We start from the raw sequence: 14,344 nt of genomic DNA on the forward strand, positions 1-14,344 counted from the left end.
CTGAACGCTGCGCCACATTAAACCGACCCCCTAACCAAAGGCATAAACATGCTTCGTACTCTTTTGACCGCTACTTTGCTGCTCGCCAGCGCGATGACCTTTGCAAACTCACTCGACACCATTCAGCGTAATGGCACGATCACCATCGGCGTGCGTGATTCATCGCCGCCATTTTCGATTCTTGATCCACAAACGCGCGTGCTGAAAGGCTACGACATCGAATTTGCACAGGGCATTGCCAAGCGCCTGAATGTAAAACCAGTATTCAAAACATTGGAATCGAATGATCGCTTGCCGTGGCTGAAGCAACACAAAGTCGATATCGTCGTTGCCGTACTCTCGCGCACGCCTGAGCGTGATAAAGAAATCGATTTCAGCGTGGGGTATTTCGTTACCGATACGCGTATTTTGGCGAAAAAAGGGCGTTTTAATAGTGAGAAAGACTTAGCTGGCGCATATTTATCCGCAGCGACAGCATCGACGGGCGCCAAATTACTGCGACAAAATTTCCCCAAAACCAAGCTCGCTGAGTTTGATGATGTACCAGAAATGATCAAAGCGCTGAATGCTGAAATCGTTGATGGTGTGGTCGACGATGCGCCGGTATTGGCCTTGGCGCTCAATAAAATGCCCGCAGCGCAGCGCAGCCGTTATGCGCTCAGCGACTTTTCATTGGCGCTAGAAATTTACGCGGTGGGCATCCCATTGGGCGAAAAAGCCTTGCAAGCCGCAATCAATAATGCGCTGGTCGACATGGAAAAAAGCGGCGAAGCATTGGCGATTTTCAACCGCTGGTTTGGCCCACAAAGCAGCGCGCCTATTTCTCGAATTTTCACGATTAGCCCAAGTCGGAATTAATTCAATGTATTGGCTGCTAGGCATTGTTCAGCAATGCCTAGCGTCAGATACCTATGAATATAATTTGGTGGCGTTGCTTTCAAGGGAGCCCCGCAGCAAGCGCTGTGGGGAATAAGTCGCTAATCGCTTGTTCGCTGTGGATAAGTCACCTCAGCCTGAGGGCGCATGGCATAATTTTGCTGATCTTACGCGGCAGGTGCCCAGAATGACCCTACAAGAACGGCTTGGCTTTAGCGCCACCGACCGAATTCTCATCGTTCACGCCGACGACATCGGGATGTGCGAAGCCACTGTCAGCGCGTGGCGCGAGCTGCATGGTGTGAGCAATATGAGTTCGGCCTCGGCGATGGCGCCTTGTCCGTGGTTTCCTGCGGCAGTTCAGGCCGCGCAGGAAGCGGGCGATAGCGCCGATATGGGTCTGCATCTAACGCTCAATTGCGAATGGCGCAGCCATTACCGCTGGGGGCCCATTACCGGCCGGGGCAATCTGGCGGGTTTAAGTGATCACATCGGCTATTTCTATCCGCTCGCCGTCGATACGTATCAAAATGCGCGGCTCGATCTGGTGTATGAGGAGCTAGCAGCCCAGCTTCATCGCGCGCAGCAATTGGGGCTCGAGCTTACGCATCTGGATACGCACATGATGACGGCACTGCATCCGGACATTTTCAAGCATGTATTGCGCCTAAGCCAAGAAGCCAAGCTCCCCGTACTCACTCCCCACTACCGCGACCCGAGTACGCTAGCAGAAGACAGTAAAATGCCGCTCGCGCTGTGCGAGCAGACTTCGGCGCAAATTGCTGCCGCGCAGCAGCAAATTAATCCGATCGATGCCTGGGCCGTGCTGCCATTTGGCCAGTATTTGACTAACGAAGAGCGCTTGCTCTGGGCCGATCATGTACTGAAATACTATTTTGCCGCCCCCGGTGTGTATAGCTTGATCGGCCATCCAGCCCACGATACGCCAGAACTACGCGCCATCGCGCCCGACTGGCAAACGCGTGTGGCGGATTATCGGCTTTTTGCCAGCCAAGGCTTGCGCGACCTTATCGCGCGCGAAGGTTTTCACGTGATTGGCATGCGAGAAATTGCCGCTCTGCGCAGTGAGGTTAAGCATCGGCAGCCTGCGGTTTTGGTCTGATTCTGCACTCACAAGTCGTAATTTACGCGGGATTGCCTATCCCAACTCGCTCTAGATGGATGATGGAATGAGGCGAAAATCAAGGTGTTCAAGGCAATACACTAAACTATGCAGTTAAGCTTGCTGTGTAATAAACTGCGGTCGATATAAAAAGCCTTGTACCAAATCCACGCCCAAGGCGCGCGCTTTTTCGAGGTGCGCCATCGTTTCAACCCCCTCAATCACCGTTTGTTTCCCTGTTTCACGTGCATAGCGAATCAGGCTCACCAAGGCGGCTTGATACATTGGGCAATCGAGTCGAGCAAACCAATTGCGGTCAAACTTGAGGCAATCGACTTGAATCATCAGTGGTAGCGACAGCATAGAATGCGGCGCGCCAATATCATCGAGTGCCAATTGCACTTGCCGCTGCGAAAATGCCTCGGCCATCCGAGCGCTTTGTTTGGCATCCGACAAATCACTATTCTCAATGATTTCCAGCACCACATTGGGCCGTTGGCAGATCAACTCCAGCAAGGGGTGGCTCGCTTCGGCTTCTTCAGCCACTGAATAGGCATCGGGATCCAAATTCAGAAATAAAGTACCACTTGGCGCGCGCTCAATTTGCAGCTGCTTCATCTGATGCTCCACCTGAAACAAGGTCAGTGGGCTATCGTGTAAGGCGTCAAAAACATGGTCTGTTCGTAGCGTGGTACCACTACGATCGTAAAAACGCGCCAGTGCTTCATAGGCGGTAATTTCGCCAGTTACCGTGTCGACTAAAGGCTGATATTCCACCCCAAAACGCTGCTGCCCCAATACATCCAGCAAGAGGCTGGCACTTAAATTTCGCATAAGTATGTCAATGAGAATGGTTGTCACTATTGTAACCATCGAGATGGTTTTGCCCAAATGGTATTCGTGTGAAATGGACATGAAGATGAGTTAATACTGTTTTTTATACATATAGAGTAAGTTTTAGCTTGCCTAGTCGGGTATTTGGTCGAGAGCTTGTAAAGAAATTACGCATCAGGGAGAGAAACGCAAAAGTGGATTAATCTGCGCATTTTATGTGGGCGTATTATTTGTGCAGACGCAAAAAATGCGCGCACATTGGTGCTAACCCTAGTTCTTGCAATTTGATTAGCATGCTCTGATACGGGAATGACGGCTGAACCTACTCAATTTGGCGAGTCAACGCTTTTGTCATCTGCGCAGGTGGGGTCAACTAAAGCGGTACTATGACTTGGGCCAGCGTGCCTATTGTATTTTTCTCAGATTCATCAAACTGTCTACCTGGTATCAACATGAAAACGCTCAAGGCCAAAATCCGGCTAGTTTTAATCCTATTGACCTCGCTTGCGGTGGTCACGTTCTGTATTTTTAGCTACTTTGAGACGCGAGCTATCGCGATGAAGGCCATCGACGATCAGCTGATTTCGGCGGCCAACGGTTATCGTTTTATGATTCCCGACGAGTTACACAATGATCTGGTGCCGCGCGAGAGCGCAGATTTGACGCAGATGCGCGCTTTGAGCGTCAAACTAACCCGGTTTGCCGAATCACTTGGCCTGCCATTTGTTTACAGCTTTGTGATCAAAGACAATAAGCCGCACTATGTGTTGTCTTCGCTTTCGGCGGATGAAGAAAAAGATCCGAAGCTAGAGCAATACCTCAAAGTGTACGAAAATCCGAATGAAGCCTTGCTGACGGCATTGCGCGAGAACAAACGCACTTGGGCCGAATACAGCAGTGGCTTTGGTAATTTCCGCTCGATTTATATGCCATTTCGTACTGCCAATGGCAACACGATTGTCGCGGTGGCCGATGCGGATCTCGCCGTGGTAGACAGCACGCTGCGTCACTTATTGCTCAAGGAAGCAGGCACTGGTTTGCTTCTGATTTTGCTCTCGGTGATCGTGTCGTTTTGGCTCAGCAATTTGGTAACCCGCCCCTTAGAAGACTTGCTCGCGGCGATGCGACAGCTTAATAGCGGTGAAGCCGACCTGACCATCCGACTCGATGACCGTCGCCAAGATGAAACCGGTCAGATTGCCGGCGCATTCAATCAATTTATCGGTGAGCTGCACCGACTGATGAAGACCGTTGAGACTGAAACCAATCACCTGAAGCAAGGCGTGCAAAACATTGAACAAGTGGTCGATCAATTGGCCACTGAATCTCGTTCGCAAGCGGACTTGGTTTCAGAAACCGCCGCGACGATTGAAGAAGTCACCGTCAGTATCGCGCATATTGCCGATAGCACCCATCAAGTCGAGCACGCCATCAGTCACGCCGATACTGGCGCACGCAGCAGCGCTCAATCCATGGGCGAGATGAAGTTGCATGCCGCCACGATGGGCACGACGCTGCATGCGCTGGCTGATTCGATTAGCCAGCTCGATAGCCAATCGAAACAAATTAATAGCATCACCCATGTAATTAAAGACATCGCGAATCAAACCAATCTATTGGCGCTGAACGCAGCCATCGAGGCCGCTCGCGCAGGTGAGCAAGGTCGTGGTTTTGCCGTTGTAGCCGATGAAGTGCGTAGCTTGGCCGAGCGCACGGGCCGCGCCACGATTGAAATTGAATCGCTATTGAGTCACATCTGCGAAGAAACCGCCCGCGCCGTCGAGCGCACCACCGCCACCGCCAGCGGCGCCGAATTAAGCCGGCAGACGATTGATGCTGTGAATACGCGTATTGCCACCATGCAGGGTGAAATGCAGGGCGTGCTCACGCAAATCAACGAAATTTCGTCAGCCACTCGCGAGCAATCGCTGGCTACCGAGCAAATTGCTCAGGTATCCGAGCGCATCAGTCAGCAGGTGAATCACACCGATCACACCTTGCAGCAAACTCGTCAGACCTTGAATGGCTTAAATCAAATGGCCGGCTCATTGCATAGTGTGGTGAAGCGGTTCCGTTTGTAATTGAGTATTGATCTGATTGTTTCTTGATGGTGTATAGCCTTGAGGGCTTTAATTGATAATGCTTGTAGGTCTATACTTAAGATGTATTGGGTAATATTCAGATTAGGTTTTGATAGCGTTTAAAGAATCGTGGCATCCCCTCCCCCTTGACGGGGGAAGGGGCGAATTCAGTTTATTTTCAAACATATCAACACCAAGTCTGAACAAAGCCGATGTATTTGCTTTACTCAGACCCTATCTTGATGATTATCAGTGTCTGTAGTTATTTGCAGCGGTGTGACGATACTTGAAAGCATGCCCTTGTCTTATTTGCGTTGGCGCAAATTAAACCCCTTCATTGGTGCAAGCCCTAATTCTTACAATCTCTCTAGCATGGTCTGATACGTCCATCCATGCGCGCCAGTGCGATTTGGCGTGTTAAAACAAAGCAGTATAGGGGGTTGGACTGATGTTTAAGATGATGATGAATAAGCTTTTGCAGGGCAATATTGTGCTGCAAATTTTGTTTGGTATGGCAGCCGGCATTGCGCTGGCTTTCTTTTTTCCAGCGGCGGGCCAGCAAGCGGCGCTGTTAGGGGCCATTTTTGTGAGCGCCTTGAAGGCGGTCGCACCGATTTTGGTGTTTCTGCTGGTGATGCACGCGATTGCGAGCAAAAAAGAGGGCGCGCAAACGCAGATGCGTGGCGTGATTTTTCTGTATTTGATCGGTACTTTCAGTGCTGCGTTGATTGGCGTGGTGGCGAGCTTTATGTTCCCGTCGATGTTAACGCTGGTTGCGCCAGCCAATGGCACGACGCCACCGGGTGGAATTACCGAAGTCTTGCGCACGCTGCTGTTCCAGATTTTCGAGAACCCAGTCAAAGCGCTATCGAGCGGCAATTACATCGGCATTTTGGCGTGGGCCGTCGCGCTGGGTTTGGCTTTGCAACGAGCGAGCGCCAGCACCAAACAAGCGCTGGATGATATGGCGGGCGCAGTGAGCAAAGTGGTGCAAATGGTGATTCGCTTCGCGCCATTTGGTGTGTTTGGTTTGGTCGCCGAAGCAGTGGCGACCACAGGGCTGTCATCGCTACTCGGCTATACGCATCTGCTGCTGGTGCTGGTCGGCGCGATGGTGTTTATGGCGCTGGTGGTCAATCCATTGATCGTCTTTTTGGTCATTCGTCGCAATCCATTTCCGCTGGTATTCATGTGCTTGCGCGAAAGCGCGCTGACGGCCTTCTTTACCCGCAGCTCAGCCGCGAATATCCCCGTGAACTTGGCTTTGTGCAAAAAGTTGGGCTTGGATGAAGACACCTATTCAGTGTCGATCCCATTGGGCGCAACCATCAATATGGCGGGCGCGGCAATTACGATTACCGTGCTCACGTTAGCGGCAGTACATACCTTGGGCATTCAAGTTGATCTGCCAACGGCGCTATTGCTCAGCGTGATCTCGGCGATTGGCGCGTGTGGCGCTTCGGGTGTGGCGGGCGGCTCGCTGTTGCTGATTCCATTGGCGTGCAGCTTGTTTGGTCTGAATGCCGATTTGGCGATGCAAGTGGTGGCAGTCGGCTTTATCATCGGCGTGGTGCAAGATTCGGCGGAAACGGCGCTCAATAGCTCAACCGACGTGCTCTTTACCGCTGCCGCATGCATGGCCGCTGAAACTGCATCCGAAGGCTTTGAACCCGAAGGCGAGTTGGCGAACGAACGGGCTTGAGTGTTGCGTGAATAGCGCGGCGTTAGTGATAAGTAAAAAGCCTCGCGTTTGCGAGGCTTTTTTGTTGTGGCTGAATGAGTGGTGATCTTTTGACGTGAGTCGCGCTGATGCCGCGCGGCACAAGGAAGCTCGTGCTGCTCAACGAGGATTGTTATTAAGTCGATGTATTATCTGCTAGGCATCATTAGTAAAAGGCTGCAATCAAATACATCAGTATCGTAGGGTGTCAACAGTTGCGCGAATTGCACCGGATTTCGTATTTTGGTTTGATTCAATCTGCTGTGATTTTTCAACGCTGAGTCGCGCTAATGCCGCGCGGCACTGACTTTTCTTGAACGGCCAAGAAAAGTAAGCAAAAGAAGGCCGCCCTGCATCTGCGTCCGACTTCGTCGGATTCCCTCGCTGCGGACAATCGGCAAGGCGGCGGGTTTTAACAAAACAGAACCCGCCGAAAGCCCCTTGCCGCTTGTTCCTCGCTCGGCGCGACACAAGGGATCTCGCGCAGCTCAACGAGGCTTGCAATAAAGTCGATGTATTGCCATCTAGGCCTTGTAGATAGATGCCTACAATCAAATACGTTGATTCGTAGGGCGGGTTAGCCGAAGGCGTAACCCGCCAATATAATGCCAACATCACAAATAGCGATCAGCGCGGGTTGATAAAACTAACCCGCCCTACATGGCTGCATCTGCGTCCGACTTCGTCGGATTCCCTCGCTGCGGACAATCGGCAAGGCGGCGGGTTTTAACAAAACAGAACCCGCCGAAAGCCCCTTGCCGCTTGTTCCTCGCTCGGCGCGACACAAGGGATCTCGCGCAGCTCAACGAGGCTTGCAATAAAGTCGATGTATTGCCATCTAGGCCTTGTAGATAGATGCCTACAATCAAATACGTTGATTCGTAGGGCGGGTTAGCCGAAGGCGTAACCCGCCAATATAATGCCAACATCACAAATAGCGATCAGCGCGGGTTGATAAAACTAACCCGCCCTACATGGCTGTGATTTTTCAACGCTGAGTCGCGCTAATGCCGCGCGGCACCCACCTTATCTTTGCTTCGCCAAAGAAAGGTGGGCCAAAGAAAGGCGACCCTAGTATCTGCGCGGGCTACGCCCGTTCCCTCGCTGCGGACAATCGAGGCGGTTGGGGCCAAAACTCGGCCTACGGCCTCAAACATTGCCCCCAAAAACCCCGCCCCGCTTGTTCCTCACTCGGCGCGACACAAGGGATCTCGCGCAGCTCAACGATGTTTGCAATAAAGTCGATGTATTGCCAGCTAAGCATTGTAGATAAATAGCTGCAATCAAATACATTGATTGTAGGGCGGGTTAGCCGTTGGCGCGCCTCGAAGCAAGTCCCCTTGGGGGATAACCCGCCAATCCAATTCAACACCTCACGCAAAATCCAAAAAGGATGATTTAGCGTAGGATGATTTAGCAGAAGGCGTAACCAGACATTCAGGTATGGTAAGCTAGACGTTAATTAAGGGGTGGCTGATCAAGCAACGATTCAGCCATATCGATGGACAGATCAGCGCGGGTCACCACCCGCCCTGCAGGCTATTAATATGAAAAGTGAATATCTAATTACTTTTGAAGCAAAAGACTCTTTTTGTACAACTGTGAAAAAATTTAAAAGCCTAATTTCTAGCCATGCTGAAATCAGCTTCAAGAATGGGGATGTTATTGTATATAAGGAATGTGAGTTTAGTTATCAGTTGGCACAGGGCACTTTAACAGACTCATCTATTTATTATGACCTTATTTTAGAGGATTCTAAAAACGAAAACCATGAAAAATACAAACAACTAGCACGAGAAATAAGAACTATATGCACAAGATCGAGTGGAAGGCAAATCATCATCTTGCATGATGGCATTGGTGAAGAATATTGCATTCAAGGATATCCAACAATATATAAGACAGAAAACTTAATGAGGAAGCTAATAGCCAAATTCATGGCAATTAGCATTGGGTACGACTGGAGTGACAATGCAACACCTAAAGAAGTGCTTGACTCGGTTCGCTCCGAAGGAAAAAAAGAGAAGACGAATTTTCTTCAAGAAGTAGATTTTATTCAGTTATCAAACTTCCTTTTTAAGAAATACAGTAAGGCAGACTCATTGAGATTTATAGAGTCAATAAAAGAAAAAGAAGAGAATGAAACAATTTCAGTGAAAGACCTGAAGCAATATATCCCATTCACAAATTGGGAAAGGTATTTCTCGATAAAAGTCAATTGCGATTCTGAATATTTGAAAACAAAATGGGAGAGGCTGTATGACTACAGGTGTAAGATCGCGCACTGTAAAGGAATTACAAAGAGTGAGCTCGATGATTTGCAGCAAATAAGCAAAGATTTATGTGAAAAGATTCAATCTGCACTTGACTCAATCGGGGACCTCCACATTGAAGATGCAGACAGAGAGGAGTTAGCAGAAAATCTGAGCGGCACTGCAAATAGTAATGTAGCTGAATTCATAACAAAGTATAACAAGCTTCAAAGCATAGTATACACCGCTTGCATACTATCTTCTAATGAGAATGATATTTTTGAAAAACACAAGACTAATCATTCCAACATATTAATGCAATGCAGGTATCTGTACGCCAACAAAAAAGTAATTCCCAAGGAAACAATGGAGTCTATAACTAATGCCCAAAGATTCAGAAACAAGATAGTTCATGGCGTCGGAATTGTAGAGCTTAGTGAGTCTGAGTTAGTTGAAGAGTCAAATAAAATAGACGAGGTACTAGAAGAGCTATCAAACATTAGCTACGAGACACTGGTAAATTTAAAAGGTGTTGATTATAAAAATAGCAATATGCAAGCAGAAATATAAAGCAAATCGCGATCAACGAAGACTCGAATCAAAGAACAAAGACCAATGTTTATGAAAATATTAAAGAATTTATATAATCAACGGGGCCTGACGCCAAATGAATATTTGACGAAAAAATCACCCCTACCTTTAATCTCAAAATTAATTATATTCATCGCATTATTCTTAGGCTCAGTCTATTTTTTCTATGGCTCCTTTGAAAAGGGCAAAGCAAGTTTCAGCTTTCTTGTGGCCGTACTATTAGTGCTAGCAACATTTTACCTTAGCACAATAGCTAATTATATCAATTTATCCTCACAACAATGCTCTCAGGCACTAGACAAAAAGAAGAAAAGATTCAAATTACAAGCCGAGATCCTTTCAGGAATAGCACTAATCAGCTACGTTGGGATTTTTTACAACATTGGATACTCATTTGACGAGAATAATTATTACGCAACTGAAAAACCCAGACACGCATTCAGTACATTTATTAAAAATAAATGTACTGAAAAACACTTAACAGACAGCAGCAACGCAAAAACAGACTGCAAGAATCTTAATGAAACGTTGACCACTATATTAAAAAAAGAAAACAATGTAAGCAAAGAAGACTTAGATGCCCTACAACATCAATTAAAGACAACATCAGTGAATTTAAGCGATCAAGATAGCACGCAGTTAAATAAGCTATTTGAAGAAATGAAAAACTCATATAGTTTAAAAATCAACTCACCCATGATCTTTTTACTACCTCAGCTTTCCCCTATACTAGTGCTCTGGCTACTCACTTTATCGTTATCAAGAAAAATCTCTGTTGCTCTTGTTGAATACTTCGGAGACACACTTCTCAATAAAAAATACATCCAATTCCTCCCTGATTTTCTGAGAAACCTTGATAAATAAACATCAGAAAATTTGACTTATTTCATAAAAAGCTCTCGCTAAATGCCCATGAAAAAGCCCCGCATCTGCGGGGCTTTTTCATCCATCGACGTATCTCCCTACAACCCAAACCCATCAAGACTTCACGCCACATACCCCAAATTCGGTGCCAAATCTCTTTCCGCCTGAGCCAAGCTCACGCCACGCCGCGCCGCGTAATCTTCCACCTGATCCAACGTCACTTTCCCCACGCCAAAATAGCGCGACTCTGGGTGGCTGAAGTAGAAACCACTTACCGCTGCGGTCGGCAGCATTGCATAGCCTTCGGTCAGCGTCATGCCGATATTTGGTGCGTTCAGCACTTTGAATAGATCGACTTTCGGCGTGTGGTCTGGGCAGGCTGGGTAGCCGGGGGCTGGGCGCACGCCGACGTATTTCTCGTCGACTAGCTCGTCGTTGCTCAATGCTTCATCTTTGGCATAACCCCACAATTCGGTACGAACGCGGTGGTGCATGTGTTCGGCGAAGGCTTCGGCAAAGCGATCAGCCAGTGATTTGAGCAAGATGGCGCTGTAGTCGTCGTTGGCGTCTTCAAAGGCTTTGACTGGCGCGTCGATGCCGATGCCGCCTGTCACGGCGAAGGCGCCGATGTAGTCTTTCACGCCAGTTTCTTTTGGCGCGATAAAGTCGGCCAAGCACCAGTTCGGTTTCACATCCCCAGTCTTAGGTTTCGGCAATTGCTGGCGCAGGTTGTGCCACGTCATCGCGACTTCGCCAGTAGCTGGGTCGTAGAGCTCGATATCATCGTGATTGACGCTTGCAGCAGGGAAGAAACCGATCACGCCCGCAGCGGCGATCCATTTCTCGTCGACGATTTTTTTGAGCATCGCTTTGGCATCGGCGTACAAGCTGCTGGCGGCTTCGCCGACCACTTCGTCTTGCAAGATCGCAGGGTAGCGGCCATGCAATTCCCAACTTTGGAAGAACGGCGTCCAGTCAATAAACGGCTCGATTTCTGCAAGGCTATAATTAGTATATTCACGCACACCAAGGAAGCTAGGCGCTGGCGGTGTATACGTTGCCCAGTCTGGTGCAAATTTGTGCGAGCGTGCTTCGGCAAGACTGATCAATTTAGTGCGATCTTTGCTCTCGAAAATCTCACGCGCTTTGGCGTATTCGGCTTTCACTTCGGCGATAAAGGCTGGTTTCAGATCATCGCTCAGCAAGTTCGAGCACACGCCCACCGCGCGGCTGGCGTCGGCCACGTAGATCACTTGGTCGTTCTGGTAATGCGGATCGATTTTGACTGCGGTGTGCACTTTGGATGTGGTTGCGCCGCCAATCAGTAGCGGAATATTAAAGCCTTGGCGCTGCATTTCTTTGGCAACGTGGCTCATTTCTTCCAGACTTGGCGTAATCAAGCCCGATAGACCGATGATGTCGGCGTTGATTTCGCGCGCGGTATCGAGGATTTTTTGCGCTGGCACCATCACGCCCAAGTCGGTGACTTGATAGTTATTACAACGCAGCACCACGCCGACGATGTTTTTACCGATGTCGTGCACATCGCCTTTCACCGTGGCCATCACAATCACGCCTTTGGCGGGCTGATCTTGCAGGCCGAGCGCGATTTTTTCGGCGTCGATAAATGGCTCTAAATGCGCAACGGCGGCTTTCATCACGCGCGCGGCTTTGACCACTTGCGGCAAGAACATTTTACCGGCGCCAAATAGATCGCCAACGACGTTCATGCCATTCATCAAATGGCCTTCGATGACGTGAATCGGGCGCTCAACCGAGCAGCGCGCTTCTTCGGTGTCTTCAACGATAAAGGTCGTTAGCCCTTTGACCAATGAGTGCGTAATCCGCTCTTGCAGCGGCAATTCGCGCCAAGACAGGTCTTCACCCTTGGCCACGTTGGCGTCGCCTTTGAACGATTCAGCCAGTGTAATCAGTGCTTCAGTGGCGGCCAATGGATCATCGGTTTGCATGAGTACAACCGATTCAATCGCATCGCGCAGTACAACCGGTACTTGGTCGTAGGTTTCGAGTGCGCCGGCGTTGACGATACCCATCGTCATGCCTTTGGAAATCGCGTGGTAAAGGAATACGGCGTGGATCGCTTCGCGCACTTTGTTATTGCCACGGAAACTAAACGACACATTTGATACGCCGCCGCTCACTTTGGCGTGCGGTAGATTGTCGGTAATCCAGCCAGTCGCTTCGATAAAGTCCAGACCATAGCGAGCGTGTTCGTCGATACCGGTAGCCACGGCAAATACGTTCGGGTCGAAAATAATGTCGGCAGGGTTAAAGCCGATTTCGTCGACCAAGATGCGGTAGGATTTTTCGCAAATTTCAACTTTGCGGGCGTAGGTATCGGCCTGACCGACTTCATCAAACGCCATCACAATCACCGCCGCACCGTACATTTTCAGCAGGCGGGCGTGGTACTTGAATTGCTCGACGCCTTCTTTCATCGAAATCGAGTTAACAATACATTTGCCCTGCACGCATTTCAGACCCGCTTCGATCACGTCCCATTTCGATGAGTCGATCATAATTGGTACGCGCGAAATGTCTGGCTCGGCGGCGATCAGGTTCAGGAAGGTCGTCATCGCCTTGGTGGCGTCGAGCATGCCTTCGTCCATATTGATGTCGATGACTTGCGCACCGTTCACCACTTGCTGGCGCGCCACATCGAGTGCTGTGGTGTAGTCGCCATTCAAAATCAAACGCGCAAAAGCCTTCGAACCCGTCACGTTGGTACGCTCACCGACATTGACGAAGAGATCGTTATCGCCGATGTTGAATGGTTCTAGCCCAGAAAGACGACATTTGGCTTCAATTTTAGGGATTTTACGCGGTGGTAAATCTTTCACCGCTTGATACATCGCCGCGATATGCGCTGGTGTCGTACCACAGCAGCCGCCGATGATATTGGCAAAGCCCGATGCGGCCCATTCGCGGATATCCACCGCCATCATGTCCGGATCAAGATCGTAACCCGTTGGTGCGAGTGGGTTGGGTAGACCTGCATTGGCGTGCACCGACACATAGGTGTCGGCGATGCGGCTCATTTCTTCGACATAAGGGCGCAGCAGATCAGGGCCGAGCGCGCAGTTCAGACCAAACGAGATCGGATCGGCATGGCGCAGCGAATTGAAAAATGCCTCAGTGGTTTGCCCAGTGAGTGTACGGCCTGATTGGTCGGTAATCGTGCCGGAAATCATAATCGGCAGTTCTTCGGTCTCAGGGCGATCAGCAAAGTATTTCTTGATCGCAAACACAGCGGCTTTGGCGTTCAGCGTATCGAAAATCGTCTCAACCAGCAGAATATCCGCGCCACCTTTAACGAGGCCATCGATGGCTTCAAGATAGGTTTCGACCAGCGCATCAAACGTCACATTACGGAAACCCGGGTCGTTCACATCGGGTGAAATCGAGCAGGTGCGGCTGGTTGGGCCAAGAACACCGGCACAGAAACGTGGTTTTTCTGGTGTTTTGGCTGTTTGCGCCACGCAGAGGTCTTTGACCAGTTTGGCGGCGGCAAAATTGAGCTCCCACACCAAGCTTTGCATTTCATAATCGGCCATCGCAATCGCGGTGCCGTTAAAACTATTGGTCTCGATAATGTCAGCACCCGCATCGAGGTATTGCTGATGAATCGTGGCAATGATGTGCGGCTGCGTGAGCACCAGCAAATCGTTATTGCCCTTCACATCGGTATGCCAATCAGCAAAGCGCTCGCCACGGTATTGCGCTTCATCGAGCTTGTATTGCTGGATCATCGTGCCCATGCCGCCATCCAAAATCAGGATGCGTTGTTCAAGTAAATCTTGGAGTAATTTGAGGCGGGTCATGAATAATCCAGAAATCAATACGAGGTAACCTGACATTTTACCATGCCAGCAGGGAATTGCCTTACTGCCGATGCTCAGCGTAGGCCTTTAGTTGTTGATATTTTGGCATTAATTGCCATGAAACTGCCGACTTTTACCTATTTTCTGTGGGGTGATTTCTT

At 49.5% G+C, this 14,344-nt stretch carries 8 protein-coding genes; 6 read left to right on the forward strand and 2 right to left on the reverse strand.

What is annotated here, in order from left to right:
* The first annotated feature begins 48 nt into the window (after positions 1-48).
* On the forward strand, positions 49-858 hold the full coding sequence (locus tag K4H28_RS15170) for a transporter substrate-binding domain-containing protein (RefSeq protein ID WP_221005977.1): 810 nt from the start codon (positions 49-51) through the stop codon (positions 856-858).
* 205 nt (positions 859-1,063) lie between these two features.
* On the forward strand, positions 1,064-1,999 hold the full coding sequence (locus K4H28_RS15175) for a ChbG/HpnK family deacetylase (protein WP_221005978.1): 936 nt from the start codon (positions 1,064-1,066) through the stop codon (positions 1,997-1,999).
* Between the two features lie 114 nt (positions 2,000-2,113).
* On the opposite strand, the gene K4H28_RS15180 is transcribed toward K4H28_RS15175, so the two are convergent.
* Positions 2,114-2,833 (reverse strand): EAL domain-containing protein, encoded by a 720-nt coding sequence (locus tag K4H28_RS15180; protein WP_221005979.1) that lies wholly within the window; start codon positions 2,831-2,833, stop codon positions 2,114-2,116.
* A gap of 452 nt (positions 2,834-3,285) precedes the next feature.
* Here K4H28_RS15180 and K4H28_RS15185 point away from each other — a divergent pair, with 452 nt between their 5' ends.
* From K4H28_RS15185 to K4H28_RS15200, 4 genes are all read left to right on the forward strand, one after another.
* Positions 3,286-4,914 carry a methyl-accepting chemotaxis protein gene (locus tag K4H28_RS15185; RefSeq protein WP_221005980.1) on the forward strand — a complete coding sequence of 543 codons (1,629 nt, stop codon included), beginning with the start codon at positions 3,286-3,288 and terminating at the stop codon, positions 4,912-4,914.
* A 448-nt stretch (positions 4,915-5,362) separates the two neighbouring features.
* Complete coding sequence (gene sstT, locus K4H28_RS15190; RefSeq protein ID WP_221005981.1) at positions 5,363-6,616, forward strand: serine/threonine transporter SstT; 1,254 nt, start codon at positions 5,363-5,365, stop codon at positions 6,614-6,616.
* 1,565 nt (positions 6,617-8,181) lie between these two features.
* Complete coding sequence (locus tag K4H28_RS15195; RefSeq protein WP_221005982.1) at positions 8,182-9,456, forward strand: HEPN domain-containing protein; 1,275 nt, start codon at positions 8,182-8,184, stop codon at positions 9,454-9,456.
* Positions 9,457-9,507: 51 nt separating this feature from the next.
* On the forward strand, positions 9,508-10,341 hold the full coding sequence (locus K4H28_RS15200) for a hypothetical protein (RefSeq protein WP_221005983.1): 834 nt from the start codon (positions 9,508-9,510) through the stop codon (positions 10,339-10,341).
* 122 nt (positions 10,342-10,463) lie between these two features.
* Here K4H28_RS15200 and metH read toward each other — a convergent pair whose 3' ends face one another.
* Positions 10,464-14,219 carry a methionine synthase gene (gene metH, locus K4H28_RS15205; RefSeq protein ID WP_373312753.1) on the reverse strand — a complete coding sequence of 1,252 codons (3,756 nt, stop codon included), beginning with the start codon at positions 14,217-14,219 and terminating at the stop codon, positions 10,464-10,466.
* Positions 14,220-14,344: the final 125 nt, after the last annotated feature.

Source organism: Deefgea tanakiae, from assembly GCF_019665765.1.
Classification (GTDB): Bacteria; Pseudomonadota; Gammaproteobacteria; order Burkholderiales; family Chitinibacteraceae; genus Deefgea; species Deefgea tanakiae.

Excerpts from the sequence above, each read along its gene's own strand:
- K4H28_RS15170 (WP_221005977.1), top strand. The coding sequence starts at position 49 with ATGCTTCGTACTCTTTTGACCGCTACTTTGCTGCTCGCCAGCGCGATG.
- K4H28_RS15175 (WP_221005978.1), top strand. The coding sequence starts at position 1,064 with ATGACCCTACAAGAACGGCTTGGCTTTAGCGCCACCGACCGAATTCTC.
- K4H28_RS15180 (WP_221005979.1), bottom strand. The coding sequence starts at position 2,833 with ATGCGAAATTTAAGTGCCAGCCTCTTGCTGGATGTATTGGGGCAGCAG.
- K4H28_RS15185 (WP_221005980.1), top strand. The coding sequence starts at position 3,286 with ATGAAAACGCTCAAGGCCAAAATCCGGCTAGTTTTAATCCTATTGACC.
- sstT (WP_221005981.1), top strand. The coding sequence starts at position 5,363 with ATGTTTAAGATGATGATGAATAAGCTTTTGCAGGGCAATATTGTGCTG.
- K4H28_RS15195 (WP_221005982.1), top strand. The coding sequence starts at position 8,182 with ATGAAAAGTGAATATCTAATTACTTTTGAAGCAAAAGACTCTTTTTGT.
- K4H28_RS15200 (WP_221005983.1), top strand. The coding sequence starts at position 9,508 with ATGAAAATATTAAAGAATTTATATAATCAACGGGGCCTGACGCCAAAT.
- metH (WP_373312753.1), bottom strand. The coding sequence starts at position 14,219 with ATGTCAGGTTACCTCGTATTGATTTCTGGATTATTCATGACCCGCCTC.